Genomic DNA, 16,727 nt, shown 5'->3' on the forward strand with positions numbered 1-16,727 from the left:
ATTAATGAATAATTTACTATCTTGGGTCATCGATACACTCAACTCAACTTCCTTAAGCGGTCTTGTAATGAACAATGCCTATGTGTTTCCTGCATTGGAAATGGCTCACTTTTCAGGTTTATGCCTGCTATTTGGCTCGTTACTAATTGTCGACTTAAGGATCCTCGGTTTTGCCAAAGCGGTGCCGATTATTCACGTCGAAAAATTCATTCATTTCGCGATTATTGGATTTAGTATCAACCTCATATCTGGATTGCTATTTGTGGTTGGAGATTCAGATCGATATTTAGTGAATATCGCTTTCGGGACAAAAATGGGGATGATTGCACTCGCCGGCATCAATACAATTTACTTTATTCGATACATAAAACCACAACTGCAGGCTGGAAAGCAATCAAAAGACTTAAGCAAAGGAGCTTACACAGTGGCTTGGCTATCTTTGATTTCTTGGACCTGTGTCATTATTCTTGGGCGCTTTATTCCCTATGTAGAATAACCATATTTAACGGTTTATTTATCTAGACACCCATGATGATATATTGCCGTATTTGACGATATTTAACGAGATATTTAACGAGACACCCATGTTTATAGTTTTTCCCAACTTAGTATTCTTTAACGTGGGTGTCCTCGTAAACTCAAAATAGAGATAGTTGCCAAAGAAACTCCTAACATGGGTGTCTTGATAACTCATAACATGGGTGTCTCAATTATTTTTAATTATTAATTGAAGCTATTGGATAAAAAGAGAATCTGAGTGTAGGTTATGGTTTTGTACTAACCCGTAATTAAAACGCGTCGTGAAGGTAATATTACCACTTGAGAAAGGAGTCTATATTTAGTGACTTCCACATTAGTAGTTAATATTCGAAAATGAGTTATTTTACCAAGCCGCTAGAATCCCCTTTTTTGTTCTTAACTTAGTTTTGTAATGCATTTTTTGCACGTATTGCGGCAATACGCTTTATGCCATCTTCAATAACAGTGGCTTGCTTTTCTACAATTAAAACTTGTTCTTCAGTTTCTTCAATGCTGGACTTTAACTGCTCTTTTGCAATATTTTTCTGTTCTATTTCGTTTTCGCGAGCCGCAATTAACGAAATACTGTGTTTATTCATGTTCTCAATAGCCGTTGTTTGTTGCTGGATAGTCGCAATATCCGCTCTTAGTTCATCGCGCTCTTGTTCAGAAATCTGATATTTCGCTAATTCGCGTTTAGCATGAAATAACTGAGCATTATAATCATCGAGGGCTTGGCTAATTCCCTCCGCACGTTCGTTTAAATTATCTAAACGATCGCGCATTGCCTGTAAGAACTTATCAAATTGTCCAGTTGTCGAACCCACTATCACGTCTATTGAACTTTGCTCTTCGGGTTTTTCAGAAACAGCACAACTGGTTAAACTAAAATAAAAAACTATCAAAAAAATCGTCTTCAAATATGACATGGCTTTTCTCCTTAACTAGCAATTAAGTTAGCCATAACTGCTTCATCTGACTTTAATTCATTAATCGTAATTTGCAAATTCGCTAACATAGATGCAAGATTTTGCCTTTTCTTCACGAGCTCATCATAAGCTTGTTGTGTTTTTTCTTTGTCTGTTTCTAAATTAGAAATTTTCGACTTTGACTCTTCTAACGCATTGTCTAAATAAACCAAAGTGTCGTCATAACGATTTTTTAGCAACAAGCTTTCATCAAGGCGCGCTTTGGTGTCAGCTTTGAGTTTTTTCGCTTCTTCAATTTCTGCCGCCGTCAATGAAGCCTTAGCTTTCAAAGCTTCCATTCGCGCACGCGCTTCTTCAATTTCTGTTTGCGTTTTCTCAAGTGCACTTTGACGGGTTTCAATGGCGGATTCTGAAGCTGTTATCTCAGAATCTAAATATTCATATTCACTAGCATAAGCTAGACGTCTAACCCTAATCGCTTCCCCAACATATTCACCAAAGACAATGCCAGCTTTCATACCTATAGCAACACAGGCTGCTATAGCTTTAGAGCGAAATGGCATATTTCCTACCTTTTTATGGCAACCATAACCAAGCGCGATGCCCCCAACCACTTGACCAATTGTTTTTGAAGTTGCGATATCTTCTTTGCCTAACTGCTCAATTGGAGAACTAACATCAAAATCACTTAAATCTTCTGCCTGACCGCTGTCTGATTTATCTTTACTCGGAAAACCTGGAATTGTCCATTCAGCTTGACTAGGTAATGACACTAGAGAGGACGAAAGCGTCAGTAACAAAAGTAGTTTGTACGTATTCATCGTTTAATCCTTTTCAGATTGTTAGTTTTTTCAGTATCAAAGATTGTTTTTCGGTTTTTGTTGTTAACGACGAGACGTCGACAATTAAGTTATGTAAGTCTTTAAAAAATTCAGACTTTTCGTAGTTTCCCCGCACTTTTGTAGAAGCTATTTTATTTTCGATAGTGAGATCGACATCACTCTCTGCGATAGCTCTTTGTTCAGATAATGCGAGGGTTCGTGCGCTAGCACGTTGTAAATTATCTTGAATAGACACTCTGTTTTTGTCGTTGCTGGCAACAAGTATTCGTAAATTTTTCTGGGTTTTGGCATCTAATTCCCCCAGTGACCTGAGTGTATCTATTACACTTTCATTACTTATTATTTCGTTGCGATACATTTCCGCTTTTGACATCAATGTGTAAATAATCTCAATTTCTTCATCTATGTTAATTTTGGCCGTTTCTGAAATAGACTGCTCATCAAAAAGTGCTGATACATTGCTATAACGCAGCCCTATAACAACCAACAAACAAATGATCACTGCGCCACACCAAAGTAAGATAGGTTTCAGCTTGCTCTTTTCTACATGAGTCGGAGTCGGAGTCGGAGTCGGAGTCGGAGCAACAATACCACCAGGTGAGCCATCTGGTGCAATAGTTTTAATTTCGTCTCCTAAATCTTTATCCGAAATAGGATTACTTTGCAGTAATGCAGTTTTAAATTCTTCAGCGGTTTGAAAGCGGTCACTGATGTTAATCGCCATTGCTTTTAAGGTAGTATCAATAAAGTCTTGTGTGAACGCACCTTTAAATTTATCTAACTCTTCCACAGCAGGATCTACTTTTCCCTGCATAACTCGAACGGTTCTAAACTGTGCCTCAGGAGGCTGCGGGTTACTTGTAACGATTCTCCAAATCATTACTCCTACTGCATAAATGTCGGTCCATGCTCCTAAGTCGCCCTCAGAACCGAGTTGTTCTAAAGGCGCATAACCAGGCGTGTGCATTTGATGTTTGGTCTTTTGCGTTTGTTGAAAATTTTGCTTCGCTGCGCCAAAGTCAATCAATAATGGCCGACTATCTGCCTTACGAACAAAAATATTGGTTGGCTTAATATCTCTGTGTAATACACCTTCTGAATGAATAAAACTTAAGCCATCCAATATGGGCACAATAAGACTAATAATCTGCTCTTGTGTTAGAGAGTGACCTGCATCGGCATAATTATGGAGTATTTCAGCTAACTCTAATCCATGCTCTAGGTTCATAACCAGATAAGCGGTACCGTTTAAATCAAAGAAGTCTTTACAGCGAATAATATTGGGGTGGTCTTCAAATACAACGAGCTGTTTTGCTTCGTTTAAAAAAGATTCAATACCAGAGTTAAATTCTTCGGCGCTTTGCTGTGATACGGGTTGTACAGTGCTACCTTGACGAGATGCACAATGTTGTGGGAGATATTCTTTAATGGCAACATCTGAGTCCAGACGTAAGTGCTTGGCTTTGTATACAATACCAAAGCCCCCCATTCCGAGAACTGACTCAATTTGATACTGCTGAAGGATAGTACCTGGAGGTAATGCTAAACTTTCTGTTTGACTGCTCATACTCCGTCACTTTCCTTTCATAGTCCCTTGAAAAACAGCTTTTAGCAAATGCGGTAATGACTAAACACTCGGCAACGCTGTTACGAAAAATATAGCATTAACTTAGTAGACCTTTATTTTATACATCAAAAGCTAAACGCTTACAATCGTTCAAAAATCAAACTTTGTTAGAATGTTTTTCGTACTTCAGAGTCTACAATGACAAATTTGCGATAAATTAGTGTTTAGAAACAAATTCATGGTTGTTTTGTCTGATAAATTGTCAAACTCAGTTGGCCTAATTTGGCTTAAGGGCGTTCATGTAAAACCGAATTGGTCATTCATTAGATGATCGACTTACTGTGCAAAACCGTAGTCATTTTACATAATTGGCACAGTATAGCTTGGGCTTAGGAGACTTAAATGGAGCATTTTATTGTTCGAAAGCCTTTTGGTGATACATTTACTTATCAATATCCTTCTGGCAAAACAGTAAAGAACAAAGGTATTAAACGTTGGGTGAAAAGCTTAGCTATACCTCCTGCGTGGCAAGAAGTGCATATTGAACTAGACCGCAGCGCCAAGGTTTTAGCGTTTGGGCGCGACGCACAAAACCGTAAACAATATATTTATAATCCCAAATGGGCAGAGCAAGCTAGCGAACAAAAGTTTGAGCGTATTTTACGCTTTGCCAAAGAATTATCGACTATGCGAAGAGTCACGGGCCAACATATAACGCAACGTCCTATCGATGAAAAAACGGTTTTAGCCTGTATGACACGAATGCTCGATGAAGCCTTTTTTAGACCTGGCAACCACACTTATACCCGAAATAATCAAACATTTGGATTGACCACGTTACGTGTTAAACACATGAGTATTGAAGATGGTCAGGTACAATTTGATTACATTGGCAAAAGTCAGCAACCCCAGCATAGAGAGGTCGATGATAAATACGTTAAAAAAGTATTAATCCAACTTGAAAAAATGACTGGCTATGAATTGTTTGACATCACACTACCTGATGGCGAACGCAAAAAAATAAACGCGCAAGATTTAAATCAATACATATCCGAGGTTATGGGTGAAGACTTCAGTGCTAAAGACTTTAGAACATGGGCTGGTACCGTACTTATGGCGGTTGCGCTTGATGAACTTGGCCCCGCAACAGATCTGAAGCTAAATAAAAGTAATGTACTGAAAGCGATAAAAAAGGTCGCCAGCGAATTAGGCAATACACCTGCCGTATGCCGTTCAAATTACATCCCCCCCAATGTTATATTACATTACGAAAGCGGCCGCACTCTTGCGTATTTCCGAAAACAACTGAAGCGCTCTCGAGCCAAATACTTCAGTCCTGACGAAAAAGCCACATTGAAATTACTCGAATACTTAGTATCGAATTAAAATCCAAGTTGCATATTGTGGTTTCAGCCGCGATCAATGTCTAAATCTAATCGCCCTAAATCACTAACTATGAATTTTTTATATCGCTTTTTTACAAAAGCCCTTATCAAGACACCCATGATAAGTCCTTGTAGTGTAAATTGGTTTTTCACCCAAGTGCTTTAACTTGACACCCATAGTTATTGTTTATATTTATCTAGACATCCATAAATATATTTCCCACCGATCTAACGATTCTTTAACATGGGTGTCTTGATAAAAAATACTTTAACATGGGTGTCTAGATAAAAAATATTAATAATAATAGGCTATTTATCGTGGTTTTGAAGATTTAGCCCCTTATAATATGTAACAAATAAAGGCCCTCCCACTAAGAAGTTTTATAATGATACGATCCAAAAATGTATTACTCTTTGATCTTGATGGCACTCTGGTTCACAGTGCGCCAGACCTAGCCTTAGCCGTTAATAAAACCTTGCTAGAACTAAACCGTTCGCCCTTCGATAAAAAGACGATTTATCATTGGGTCGGCAATGGCGCAAGAGTGTTGGTAGCTCGTGCGTTGTCCGGTACATCAACAATCAACGAAAAATTAGATGATACGGTTATTGAGGATGCATTAGCCATTTTCATGAAACATTACGAACAATACCTATGTGTTGAGTCGGTTTTGTATGAAGGCGTAAAGCAAGGTTTAAATAGTTTAAAAAGTGCTGGCTTTCGTCTAGCCATAATCACCAACAAGCCAGCAGTTTTCATCGAACCCATTCTAAAAGGTTTAGAACTTAACAATATATTTGAGATACTAATTGGTGGCGATACTTTACCTCAAAAGAAACCACATCCAGCTCCTTTGCTGCATGCCATTGAAAAACTGAACGTGAGCGCTGAGCAGTGCATAATGATTGGGGACTCTAAGAACGATATTTTAGCCGCGAAGGCCGCCAAAATAACAAGTATCGGTGTAACTTATGGTTATAACTATGGCGAAAGTATCGCCAATTCTAGACCTGACAGGTGCTATGACACCTTTAACGAATTAACCTCCGCTTTATTAGCGTCAAAGTAACTAAGCTAAACTACCGAAAATTAGCCTAATACCACAACGCCCTTTTGTGTTTGCAACTGCACCTTCGATAGAAGCTAATCCACCTTTTAAAGACTCAAGTTATTTTGACTTTTACCAAACCACATTTAACAAGACACCCATAATAATTTTTAGCGTAAATAGAGAGTTCGACGAATTAAACATGGGTGTCCTTATAAATTGTTCAACGAATTAAACATGGGTGTCCTGATAAATTTCAACATGGATGTCTTGATAAATTCTTGTTATGGGTGTCTTGATAAATTTTTGATAAATTCTTGTTATGGGTGTCTTGATAAATTTTAGTGTTTGAAGCTTCCGCTTTGCAAAAAGTGAATTGTTTGCTCGGCAACCTCTAGGTTATACCTCATCTGAGAATGGCTAACGTCTATCGTAATAAAATCACTCATGTTAGTTAATTTTGTTGATTCAACCGACACCAAACCATCGTTGGGACCATCAAATTGGTCATTAGTGAGAGTTAAAGATTTTGTGCCCGCAATTACGCCAATGTTTAAATCTAACTCATCTAAGTTGTTACCTAAACCGTTGTCGCCGGTTACCAGTGCTTGACTGACTCCTCCTGCCACATTCATCACCCACGAATCCTTAAAGTGATCTGCCAGTTCACTGCCTTTGTTGGGTGTACCTATTAACACCACCTCTCCCATTCGTGCATTTTCCAGCTCATGTTTGTTTTTTTGAAGGTATGCTCTAATCACTAAACCACCAAGGGAATGCCCTACAAAATGCACTTTAGGTGCGTTTACTATGCAAGCGTTTATTTGTTTGGATGTGTCAGCCAACACAGTAGTCACACTTTCGCCAATAGTAGAATAATTTAAAAGACACACTTTATAATCGGCGAGCTCTAATCGTTGAGCGAGTCGCCACATCGCCCAATCGCTCCTTCCTAAACCATGAGCAACCACAACAAGTTCATCATCGGCTTCATAAGTAGAAGAGAGAACTTGAGAATGAACACAACCGGTAATGTGGAAAAGCAGTACCAAAATGATTGCGGTAACAAATTTCTTGGTCACTGACTTGATCAACGGCTTTCCTCGTTCTTTACGCACCTAACAGAAAGCATATCCCCCTTGTTTAACCGAGCGCGCCGAATTTCCCCTTTGTGGGAATTCCACCAAGAATAGGCAAGTGTCCTAGCGTAAGCATCTTTTTGGGTTACACTGCTACTGGTCCAAAATTCAGTATACGCGCCCTGGGTAATATACCACTTACCAATTTTCACACCGGCAGGTGTAGCAGAGAAGTTATATTTATTTACCAGTGACTGTTTGAAAGCTTTGAACAGCGTGTCGGGTTGCTGGGCTTTAAGGGTGATCGCTATATCATTTTCACCTCGCCAGCCTTCTTTATTTAGCTCAGATTCAGAAATCCCGATGGTTTTTTCAAGGGCTTGCCAATCCGCATCTGATGCTACACGCCATCCCTCAGGACAAAGGTTTCTAACATCGGTGACATCATGCCAATCATAAAGCCTACCGTAAGTTAACAGACTGGATTCATCATCATCTGGAATAAAACCAGTATTAACACTACTTCCGTCTTGAAACCTAGTTGTCCTTAAATTTTCTGCCAACCAAATTTGCTCACCAATTTTTACTGTTGGATAAATGTTGCCCTCATGATCGTGAACCGTCTGTTGAACAGTCTCGTTAGCAACATTTAGCACATCGCTGTCCGCTTTAGCGGTTGAAATGATTGGATTTAACATAAAGCTCCCTGTTATAAAAAGGCCTATTTTCATTTTTGCTTTCATTTTCACTATGTTTAATCGTCCCTTAATAGAACGAGAATCGCTCGTTAGTTTAAATCGGCCAGTTAAGTGATGTTTGTTTTTCAGAAAGCGCCCACAACTGGGTTAAAACGTCTTTTTCCAACACAAATGCCTCAAGCTTACCTTCTCCTACTGGACCACCAAAATTCATCAACCCAGTTGGGCCGTAATAGGCTCGCTCTTTTAAGTTATCTTCTGTAGCACACATCACTTCTGGATAAGCGCCTTTTTCAGCGGTTTGGGCAAGCCCAATCTTTACCATGATCCACCACGAAATTCTGGTCACCAGACTTGCACTTTCTCTAATAAGTGAGGTGTTTGAAGCCCCTGGATGACAGACATAAACCTTCACCTGCTTACCCGCTTTTTTGATTTTGTCTTGAAGTTCATATGCAAACATCATTTGCGCCAGTTTGCTTTGGCTATACACTTTGTTGGGATGATAGTTTTTATCCCAATTCATATCATCAAACTGAATTGTTCTTAATCCCATTTTGTGGCCTTCACTGGACACCACCACAATCCTCCCTTGAGATGCCTCGATGCGCTCAAACAACAACCCGCAGAGCAAAAAGTGGCCGTAGTGATTCACACCAAGCTGGCTTTCAAAGCCATCAACAGTGAATTGCTGGGTAGCCACCTGAGCGATCGCGCCATTACAGATAAGAGCGTCGATTTTCGGCACTTTTTCTAACACTTTATTCGCCCCTTGACGTATTGAGGCAAGATCCGCTAAATCTAAGGCTATGAAACTAACCTTGGCAGCAATACCAAATTCTTTTTTAAGCTCGGTAATGGCTGTTTCTGATTTACTTGGATTGCGATTTAACATCACAACTCTTGCGCCCTTCGACAATAATATTCGCGTAGCCTGGAATCCGGTCCCAGCATTAGCACCAGTAATAACAAAGGTCTTGTCGATAAGTGAACCAAGGCGCTCTGGGCTCCAGCCATTCGGTCCAAATTGATTATCAGTTGTCATAAATTACCCTTCAATATTCGTTTCATTGGTAGCGAGATCATCGCCATAGATAAGTGTGTTCATCAGCACCTTTACTCAACAACGCTTAGCTTAGCTCACTTCATTAAATGCACTATAATGACTTAAATCTCGATTAAACAGACCAAATAATCGCTAATAATTGCCTATTTGTATCATTCCATTGATTTAAGCAGCATCTGAGGTTAGCGTGTGAATAATCTTATAGAAGTGAATGAATTCAAATGAACAAAGAATTAATAAAGCAATTCATCGAAACCCGCATCAGCAAAAGTGGAATGGTAGAGACTGGGATCCCTGGCGTGCAATTATTTAAGATAACGGAATCGATTCGCTGTGCTCCCGCAGTCTATGAGCCTTCAGTGACGGCAATAGTGAGTGGTTGCAAAGAAGCCATTATGGATGGCGATAGACACTTCTACGACAACAGTAAGTACATATGTTGTACTATGCCCCTGCCAATAGAAGCCGGTACCCTAAAGTCTTCCCCCAACGAGCCTCTAATTGGCGTGTACATTTCATTAAATAGTAAAATAATGACCGAGCTCGTCATAGAAATGGAAAGTGCGGCAAGTGATATAAGCATGAGAAAAAGCCCACTGCATCCACAAAGTATTTCGTCAGCCAATTGGGACGAGACCTTCACGGACGCGCTCTATCGATTAATATCCTTAGAAAACAACCCTGCTGATGTTGCAATTCTTGGTAGTAGCCGTTTACGTGAACTCTATTACACTATATTAAAAGGCGAATCGGGATATTCATTCAGACGTTCGTTTGGCATAGGGAATGGAATTGCCCGCTCAATTGAGTTTTTATCTTCTAATTTAAACGAGTCGATTACTATCGAAAATATGGCGGATCAAATAGGAATGAGTCGAGCTGTGTTTCACCGTAAATTTAAACAAGCAACGAATATGTCTCCCATACAATTTGTTAAATCTATGCGACTTAACAATGCCGCGATGAAAATCGCCGAGGGGACAAATGTTAACGTCGCCGCAATCGAAGTTGGCTACCAAAGCTCATCTCAATTTAGTCGCGACTTTAAACGCATGTACGGACAATCGCCAAAGCAGTGGAGCCAGAAAAAAGATAGAATGAACGACTCTATTCGTCAGATGAAAGCATAGAAAACAGACAGGCACGAAGATGGCACGCCAAATACAACCCGTACCAGTATTGAGCTTAGAATGCTAGCTAGGGGTCTTAATAGGCTTGCTTTTCTATTGGTTATCCCTGCTGTTTAATGCCTCTGGTTGAGCAAAAATGAGGTAGTCGTCTGGTGCAGCTACCTTATTTTGCTTGGCTTGATACATTGCAATATCCGCTAACTTTATTAACGTATTCATGTCGTTGCTCATGCGAGGATAAAAAGCAACTCCCACACTCATAGAGACAACTGTGGGGGTTTTATCGTGATTAAAATAGAACGGCTGCTTCACCCCATCATTCACTTTTGCTATAGCTGTCTTAACAGAGGCTTCGTCTTCAGCCTGCAGAAGCAACACAAATTCATCTCCTCCCCAGCGAATAGCCACATCATTTTTGCGGATTTTGTCTTTTAATTGTTCAGATACAAAAATAAGTACTTCATCGCCCGCATCGTGACCAAAAATATCGTTAACGGCTTTAAAACCGTTTAGATCAATTAAGGCGAGTGCAAACTGGTGACCTTTATTCATCAGCTTTGCAATGAGCTTTTCACCACCATTTCGATTGTAAATTCCCGTTAGTGAGTCGAAGTCTGCTTGTAATGCCAGCTTTTGCAATTCATGTTTACGATTTGAAATATCATTTAGCGTTATTTGATAAAAACGCTCGCCGTCTTCCGTTATTAATGGGCTGGCAATCAGTTGAACCCACATAACATTTTTACTGTTAGCTGACTTGAGTTTGAATTCGCCAGTAGCAAACTCGTTGCGCTCAAAGGACTCAAGAAGTGACGCTTTGATTGCCGCAGGATTTTCAAATAACTCCTCCAACAGCTCACCATAATCCTGCTTTTTTGCTAAGCCAATTTTTCCAACCAGGTCGATAAACGCATTATTTTTAAGTTCGATTATTCCACTTTCAGTCATTAAAACCGTTGCCGACTTCGCATTTTCAAAAAGCATCCTAAAACGATATTCCAAAAACTCAATTTCTTCTCTTAATTGGCGCTCTTGGGAGAATTGCTCTTCAACTTTACTTAACAGCAGGTTGGTATAACGCACCAGTGCGCCAATTTCACTGCGAGTATGGTATTTAGGAACGGCAATACGTTGGGTTGTACTGGGAGTAATTTTATGTAGTGAGCGCCCCACCCGAATCATAGGTGAAATGATGATGTAGTAGGTGATCAACAAGGCAACAATACCCACAACAAGTGCTGATGCATATAGCGAATAGCTATTGTCGGTACTGATCTTCTCTGCCTGACGGATGATATGGTCAAGGTTTGGGTATATGTTAACTTCAGCTAACGATTCTTCAGGAATGAAAGGGTGCCGTACTACAAATGCCCGAGATTGCGTATCTTTGTTAATCGCTTCGGTAACGTTTAACTGATAATACAGGGCATCACTTTTAATAGACGCCGCGAGAATCTTTTCACTTGTAACCAAACCATTGATCGCTTCTTTGGCTAAATCTTCATCTTCTAAAAATGCAGCAATGGAGGCGGTTGCATCAACAGTTCGATAAAGTTCTTCAATGTCATGGTTCGCTTCACTGATCTCGTGCTCATAAGTGGCGCGATAAAAAAACTCTGCAGTGGTAAAAACCACCAACATGGATGCAGCAATCAGAAACAGTGAAAATCGAAACCCTAGACCATGTATATTAATCAAAACGATACACTACCTTCATTTTGTTAGTAACATTCGACTCATAAATATATGCCAAGGCAGATTCATCTTCCTCCAGTCTTTGGCAAACATCATTTATCGTCTGTTCAATAACGGGCGGCTTAACGCGACCTGAAAACTTTAACCTAGACCAGTAGGCATTAACACGAGCGAGTGGCAACCCCACTAATGCTTCGTAAAATTGCGCTTTAAGCTCGGCATTTAATTCAACGTCAATGGGCGTGGCTTGTTTTCCATTAGGAAACGCAGAGTACTTGCCCATAAAAAGATCAATTAAGCCTTTTTTATCCATTACTTGCACGTCGTTTTTTTGATTTGTGACGACGACGATTTTCTCTGGCGTAGCGCCTAAACAAGAGAAACTGTTTAATGCCATTAGTATTGTTAGAGTCAGGGAGTAGCGTTTATAAAACGTCATATCAGCCCCCTAAAAACTAAAACTTAAAGCAAGAAATAGGGTATGCGCAACGTCGTCCTCTTCATCATCAACAACTAACCCATCTCGGGCTCTAAGGCCGCTCCCTCTTGCTTCTATATCGGTACGCTCAAATTGTACTTTTAAAGCAAGATTTTCTTTTAAATCCCAACGCCAACCTAAGGAAAGTGATTGCTGATGATGTGCCAAGGTGTTGGCGACTTCTTCCACAAAAATGGCCAACTCGGCTGTATTTGCATTAAAGGGAAAGTCGGGTTTTTCTTGGCTCAGATAATACGCGTCTGTTTTTGCAAATGAATACAAACCGTAAAAGGTATGCGCTCCATAAAGATAACTTATATTCACGAAGCCGTTTAAAGAGTGTCTTAATCCAAGCGAGTCAGAATCAATATGCGATAACTCGCCTGAGATCTCCCAATCACCGAGATAGCGATTTACGTAAAGCGAGGTATAGTGAATATTCGCACCGCGCAAACTCAATGAGTCAGCGAAAGCCTCGGCATCACTCCAGAAAGGTTGTAACTGTGCCACAGACGACGCAACGAACGCAGTGTCAGCGTTATCATTCTTAGCCTCTGTCCGGGTGTGTTTTAATGCAATGCTCCAATCAAACGAGACAAATTCAACACCTATAGAGCGTAAGTCATTAAAGGTTATTGGGCTGTACTCGTTTCTAGAAAAGTCGCTTTCTCCCTGGCCCCAAAAGGCTTTAACTAATAAATTAAAATCGCGATAGGGCTTGAGGTAGCTGATATCCGCCCCATCAAAACTTCTGGCTGGGACAATACCATAGACCTCAGTAGGCACTTTCACCCAAGGGTAGGAAATTGAGACGTCTCTGGTATCACTGAAGTGAAAGATATCGGCCGCAAGTCTCCCTGCTCTCACTTGCCACGAAGGGGAAATTTCGTATCTAAGGAAGGCCATTTGCGTTATCGAGTCGACGTTTTGTTCATCCTGTTCTCGATAAACAAATTGCCCAACAAAATCGAGGTTTTGTGAAAAGCTGTAGTCGAGCTGCACGCCAATTAAACTTAAGGGTTTAAATGCAAAACCATCTTTCTTAGCTATCAGTGCTTGTGAGCGGTCAGTACGAAATTGATGAGTACGAGTATCCGCGGTTGCAGATGCTAAGGTTCCAAACCCGCTAACTTTCAGCTGATTTTGTTCTGCTAAAGCGCTAAAAGTTATCAGTATGCTCATCATTGCTGGGATCAGAGAAAACTGCTTTTTTATCATTTAAGTACATCCATTTCGAAGTTTGTTCTTACTCAGACCAACAAATCCATAATGTTGAAAATATTGGCTACTATAAGCATAGTAAAGAAACAAAAAAAGCACTGAAAAATCAGCCATTTTTTTGCACCTTCCCATGATCTTAAAAAGCGGTTGGTTAACTAAGTTTACCTAAACCATAATCTCACTCAGCTTATATCCCAGTAGCGCGTGGAATTGAATCGCTAGGCAAGGAAATCGATAAATGCGAATAGCCTTTTCCACACAGTGTATCTTCGCCGCACAAAAAAGCCCATAGAACAAAGCGGGATACACAATGACGATAAGGGGTAATAAAGAAGCTAAGTTGTCGTTTCCTTGCCAAAGGCATAATTCATTACCTGAATGAATAATACATAAGCATAATTGATTTGGATTACCCTAGGGGTCAGTTTATGGCTGTCTATGTGATTGCGCATAATTAAAATCCCCCTGCCGTTCGTATGACTTTCTTGGGGTTATACTGTTAGTATTAAGTACTTGTCTTAATTGACATAATTAAATATGGATATTACTCAATAACGTTAGTGAAAACTGGAGTGAGCCGATGAAACTTAAACCAACAATTAACCTGAGTGCTGCAATTAGCTTAGCACTTATCTGCGCAGTGAGCACTCCCCTGATAGCTGCAGAAGACCTATCAAGCTGCGCAACAATTACGACAGAACACAAAGGCCCACCAGGTCCCCCTGGTGGCAAGAAAGAAGAGTCTGCGGAAGAAAAAGCAGTTAAAGCGAGAATGGGGAATACCAGCACGTTGATGCAAACAGTAGCTATACCTGAGTCCGTTAAAGCGTGTGCAAAAGATAGCGGTTATGATCGCCTTGTTTGCCTGACAAATATCTTAAAAACCAACGTATCGGATGAAATGTTAAAGTCTCTTCAGCTCGATTACTCTGTAGCAACTGCGAAAAAGTGGAGCAACCTACCTGCAGGAGCATTCCCATCCAGACCCGGTGTGTTTATGGGCGAGTTCAGCTCTGAACAGCGAGGCGTGGTGAAAGCGATCATGCAACAAGCTGCAAGCTTGTCTGACAACGAAGGGTGGGATGAGATGGTGCAAACCATGAATGCGGATGATTACATTAGTACTGTTAGTACCGACTACAAGGCAGGTTACTCGTCTTACAATACTAAAATCGCATTTTTGGGTAACCCAGCTGACGAAGGTGTTTGGCAACTTTATTGGGGCGGCCACCATTTCGCATTTTCCAATACGTATAAAAACGGTAAGTTAATTGGTGCAACCCCTTCATTCCGTGGTGTTGAGCCATTCCCATCCTTTGAAATGAACGGCATGACAAACATACCTATGCTTCAGGAAAGAGATGCCTTTGCTGATCTGCTGAACTCCCTATCTAAAGAGCAGCTTGCAGAAGCATTGCTTGAAGGAACTTATACTGACGTTTTAGCAGGGCCACAAGCTGATGATGCGATACCTAGTGAGCAAGAAGGTATTAGTGTTGCTAAATTAAATGAAGCGCAAAAAGCACTTCTGATGGTCGCCGTCAGAAAGTATGTGGGTGATATTGACGATGCTGATGCTCAGGCTTATATGGAAAAGTACGGCGCTGAATTGTCAGAGACAGTTCTGGGGTACTCTGGATCGACTGATGTGAAGTGTGAAAATGACTACGTGCGCATTCACGGGCCATCGCTTTGGTTGGAGTTCTCTATGGAGTCTAACAAATCGACAAATAAAGTCGGCAATCATCCTCACTCAGTATGGCGTGACATCGAGAGTGATTACGGCGGTCAGAAACAGTGATGGTCTGCAAATTAGGACGAGCCTTAGTGCTTGCTGTTTTACTGTGTGTTGGGGGTGCTAACCTTGCAAGTGCTCATGCATTGCCTGGGAGTCAGTTAACATTTTCTCAGGATGGCGAGCAACTTGAGTTATCACTACAAATTGCATTGGAAGACTTGATTATTGCTGATCCTGGATTTAAAACACTCATGGGGGAGGCTAATGGACACAAGCTTTCTGGAAAGAACTTTGATCATCTTGCGGCGTATTTTGAAAAGCATATTAAGCTCGCACATCAATCCAGTGTTCTGCCACTGACGTTATCTAGCGCATCATTGAAGGAAGAGATGCAAGACCACCTAGGCACTTATGTTTTGTTGGTCTCTCAATTAATGGTGGATATACCTAACGGTGCAAGTGTTTTTCCGATGACGCTAACCTATGATGCAGTCATGCATGAGGTGCGTAATCACCGAGCGACTATCTTTTGGCAACAACACGGCGAGGCGAATAAACGAATTGCTAACTTTGGTTTTAAGCCCGTTGGCGGCAAGCAACAGGGAAAGTTATTAGAATAAAGAGGGCAAATGTCCCCTTTTTTGCATTTAAACTAGTTTTCTTCAATTCGATAGTTTTCCTTCACTAAAACTATTTTGTATTTAGATGTCGTTCGACTTAAAGTCTTCCAGATCGGCTCCAGATAAAAGTATCGTTGTTCTCCTTCAGGGCAATTATTTTTATTACCGATCATTGCTGTAACATCTATTAATTTACACTAACCCCATTATTTCCCTATTATTTTTAGAGATTAAAAAACGTGCAATTTTAGTAGGAAATATCTTCAAAATGGTCAATACTTAGCTAATTGATTACTAACAATATAAAGCGCTTAAATGGAACCCATCTCGTTAATTGCTGGAGCATTAGCTGCTGGTGCAGCTGCAGGCTTAAAAGATACTAGTCAAAAAGCCGTCGTTGATGGCTATAAAGCTCTTAAGGCGCTTGTTATTAAGCATTGGACGAATTCGGACGTGGGTGACAAAACATCGAATCAGATGGAAGCTCAGGTATTGCTTGATAATCTGCAGCAAGATCCACAGGTATTTCAACCCATTATTGAACAAAAATTAGCCTTAGCATTACCGCAGCCGCCGCCAGAATTATTAGCAAAAGCAACACAATTAAAGTCACTTATCGAGCAAGGTGGAAGTCGCAATGACGTTACTTTAAATGATGCTAAAGGGGTTCAGATAGGCGACAAAAATATCCAAAATAATCAATTTTAAAGG

16 protein-coding genes are annotated in these 16,727 nt (G+C 40.4%); 7 read left to right on the forward strand and 9 right to left on the reverse strand.

The window, feature by feature from the left end:
- The first annotated feature begins 4 nt into the window (after nt 1-4).
- Complete coding sequence (locus Q4574_RS16795) at nt 5-496, forward strand: hypothetical protein (protein WP_303475596.1); 492 nt, start codon at nt 5-7, stop codon at nt 494-496.
- Between the two features lie 424 nt (nt 497-920).
- Here the strand turns inward: Q4574_RS16795 and Q4574_RS16800 are convergent, their stop codons facing one another.
- Genes Q4574_RS16800 through Q4574_RS16810 form a run of 3 tightly spaced genes read right to left on the reverse strand, consistent with a single transcriptional unit; the run spans nt 921 to nt 3,857 of the window.
- Nucleotides 921-1,448 carry a hypothetical protein gene (locus tag Q4574_RS16800; RefSeq protein ID WP_303475599.1) on the reverse strand — a complete coding sequence of 176 codons (528 nt, stop codon included), beginning with the start codon at nt 1,446-1,448 and terminating at the stop codon, nt 921-923.
- A gap of 11 nt (nt 1,449-1,459) precedes the next feature.
- Complete coding sequence (locus tag Q4574_RS16805) at nt 1,460-2,269, reverse strand: hypothetical protein (RefSeq protein WP_303475600.1); 810 nt, start codon at nt 2,267-2,269, stop codon at nt 1,460-1,462.
- Nucleotides 2,270-2,282: 13 nt separating this feature from the next.
- Nucleotides 2,283-3,857 (reverse strand): serine/threonine-protein kinase, encoded by a 1,575-nt coding sequence (locus Q4574_RS16810; protein ID WP_303475602.1) that lies wholly within the window; start codon nt 3,855-3,857, stop codon nt 2,283-2,285.
- A 402-nt stretch (nt 3,858-4,259) separates the two neighbouring features.
- Between Q4574_RS16810 and Q4574_RS16815 the strand changes: the two genes are divergently transcribed.
- Together Q4574_RS16815 and Q4574_RS16820 are read left to right on the forward strand one after the other, a co-directional pair.
- Nucleotides 4,260-5,243: a DNA topoisomerase IB gene (locus tag Q4574_RS16815; protein ID WP_303475604.1), complete on the forward strand. Its 984-nt coding sequence runs from the start codon at nt 4,260-4,262 to the stop codon at nt 5,241-5,243.
- A gap of 385 nt (nt 5,244-5,628) precedes the next feature.
- Nucleotides 5,629-6,312 (forward strand): phosphoglycolate phosphatase, encoded by a 684-nt coding sequence (locus Q4574_RS16820; RefSeq protein ID WP_368411649.1) that lies wholly within the window; start codon nt 5,629-5,631, stop codon nt 6,310-6,312.
- A 320-nt stretch (nt 6,313-6,632) separates the two neighbouring features.
- Here the strand turns inward: Q4574_RS16820 and Q4574_RS16825 are convergent, their stop codons facing one another.
- From Q4574_RS16825 to Q4574_RS16835, 3 genes are all read right to left on the reverse strand, one after another.
- Nucleotides 6,633-7,385 carry an alpha/beta fold hydrolase gene (locus tag Q4574_RS16825; RefSeq protein WP_303475606.1) on the reverse strand — a complete coding sequence of 251 codons (753 nt, stop codon included), beginning with the start codon at nt 7,383-7,385 and terminating at the stop codon, nt 6,633-6,635.
- Nucleotides 7,382-8,101 carry a fibrobacter succinogenes major paralogous domain-containing protein gene (locus Q4574_RS16830; protein ID WP_303475609.1) on the reverse strand — a complete coding sequence of 240 codons (720 nt, stop codon included), beginning with the start codon at nt 8,099-8,101 and terminating at the stop codon, nt 7,382-7,384. The genes Q4574_RS16825 and Q4574_RS16830 overlap by 4 nt, the downstream gene beginning before the upstream one ends.
- A gap of 61 nt (nt 8,102-8,162) precedes the next feature.
- Nucleotides 8,163-9,113, reverse strand: coding sequence for an SDR family oxidoreductase (locus Q4574_RS16835; protein WP_303475612.1), 951 nt, complete (start codon nt 9,111-9,113; stop codon nt 8,163-8,165).
- A 242-nt stretch (nt 9,114-9,355) separates the two neighbouring features.
- On the opposite strand from Q4574_RS16835, the gene Q4574_RS16840 reads away from it, so the two are divergent.
- On the forward strand, nt 9,356-10,264 hold the full coding sequence (locus Q4574_RS16840; RefSeq protein ID WP_303475615.1) for an AraC family transcriptional regulator: 909 nt from the start codon (nt 9,356-9,358) through the stop codon (nt 10,262-10,264).
- A gap of 93 nt (nt 10,265-10,357) precedes the next feature.
- Here the strand turns inward: Q4574_RS16840 and Q4574_RS16845 are convergent, their stop codons facing one another.
- Genes Q4574_RS16845 through Q4574_RS16855 form a run of 3 tightly spaced genes read right to left on the reverse strand, consistent with a single transcriptional unit; the run spans nt 10,358 to nt 13,655 of the window.
- Nucleotides 10,358-11,962 (reverse strand): diguanylate cyclase, encoded by a 1,605-nt coding sequence (locus Q4574_RS16845; RefSeq protein ID WP_303475617.1) that lies wholly within the window; start codon nt 11,960-11,962, stop codon nt 10,358-10,360.
- Nucleotides 11,955-12,398 carry a hypothetical protein gene (locus tag Q4574_RS16850; RefSeq protein ID WP_303475619.1) on the reverse strand — a complete coding sequence of 148 codons (444 nt, stop codon included), beginning with the start codon at nt 12,396-12,398 and terminating at the stop codon, nt 11,955-11,957. Before Q4574_RS16850 ends, Q4574_RS16845 begins: the two co-directional genes overlap by 8 nt.
- Nucleotides 12,399-12,407: 9 nt before the next feature.
- Nucleotides 12,408-13,655, reverse strand: a complete 1,248-nt coding sequence (locus Q4574_RS16855) for a hypothetical protein (RefSeq protein WP_303475621.1) — start codon at nt 13,653-13,655, stop codon at nt 12,408-12,410.
- A 583-nt stretch (nt 13,656-14,238) separates the two neighbouring features.
- On the opposite strand from Q4574_RS16855, the gene Q4574_RS16860 reads away from it, so the two are divergent.
- The 3 genes from Q4574_RS16860 (at nt 14,239) to Q4574_RS16870 (ending at nt 16,724) form a co-directional block, all read left to right on the forward strand.
- Nucleotides 14,239-15,459 carry a DUF3500 domain-containing protein gene (locus Q4574_RS16860; RefSeq protein ID WP_303475623.1) on the forward strand — a complete coding sequence of 407 codons (1,221 nt, stop codon included), beginning with the start codon at nt 14,239-14,241 and terminating at the stop codon, nt 15,457-15,459.
- Entirely contained in the window at nt 15,456-16,016 is a 561-nt protein-coding gene (locus Q4574_RS16865) for a hypothetical protein (RefSeq protein WP_303475626.1), read from the forward strand. Before Q4574_RS16860 ends, Q4574_RS16865 begins: the two co-directional genes overlap by 4 nt.
- A gap of 315 nt (nt 16,017-16,331) precedes the next feature.
- The gene (locus Q4574_RS16870; protein ID WP_303475630.1) at nt 16,332-16,724 is read left to right on the forward strand and encodes a hypothetical protein; all 393 of its coding nucleotides are present in this window, start codon (nt 16,332-16,334) and stop codon (nt 16,722-16,724) included.
- Nucleotides 16,725-16,727: the final 3 nt, after the last annotated feature.

Origin of the sequence: Aliiglaciecola sp. 3_MG-2023 (assembly GCF_030548205.1) — a bacterium.
In the GTDB taxonomy this organism is placed as follows: domain Bacteria; phylum Pseudomonadota; class Gammaproteobacteria; order Enterobacterales; family Alteromonadaceae; genus Aliiglaciecola.

Coding starts and splice junctions, on each gene's coding strand:
- Q4574_RS16820 (WP_368411649.1), top strand. CDS start 5,629: ATGATACGATCCAAAAATGTATTACTCTTTGATCTTGATGGCACTCTG.
- Q4574_RS16860 (WP_303475623.1), top strand. CDS start 14,239: ATGAAACTTAAACCAACAATTAACCTGAGTGCTGCAATTAGCTTAGCA.
- Q4574_RS16810 (WP_303475602.1), bottom strand. CDS start 3,857: ATGAGCAGTCAAACAGAAAGTTTAGCATTACCTCCAGGTACTATCCTT.
- Q4574_RS16870 (WP_303475630.1), top strand. CDS start 16,332: ATGGAACCCATCTCGTTAATTGCTGGAGCATTAGCTGCTGGTGCAGCT.
- Q4574_RS16815 (WP_303475604.1), top strand. CDS start 4,260: ATGGAGCATTTTATTGTTCGAAAGCCTTTTGGTGATACATTTACTTAT.
- Q4574_RS16840 (WP_303475615.1), top strand. CDS start 9,356: ATGAACAAAGAATTAATAAAGCAATTCATCGAAACCCGCATCAGCAAA.
- Q4574_RS16835 (WP_303475612.1), bottom strand. CDS start 9,113: ATGACAACTGATAATCAATTTGGACCGAATGGCTGGAGCCCAGAGCGC.
- Q4574_RS16855 (WP_303475621.1), bottom strand. CDS start 13,655: ATGATAAAAAAGCAGTTTTCTCTGATCCCAGCAATGATGAGCATACTG.
- Q4574_RS16800 (WP_303475599.1), bottom strand. CDS start 1,448: ATGTCATATTTGAAGACGATTTTTTTGATAGTTTTTTATTTTAGTTTA.
- Q4574_RS16805 (WP_303475600.1), bottom strand. CDS start 2,269: ATGAATACGTACAAACTACTTTTGTTACTGACGCTTTCGTCCTCTCTA.
- Q4574_RS16795 (WP_303475596.1), top strand. CDS start 5: ATGAATAATTTACTATCTTGGGTCATCGATACACTCAACTCAACTTCC.
- Q4574_RS16830 (WP_303475609.1), bottom strand. CDS start 8,101: ATGAAAATAGGCCTTTTTATAACAGGGAGCTTTATGTTAAATCCAATC.
- Q4574_RS16850 (WP_303475619.1), bottom strand. CDS start 12,398: ATGACGTTTTATAAACGCTACTCCCTGACTCTAACAATACTAATGGCA.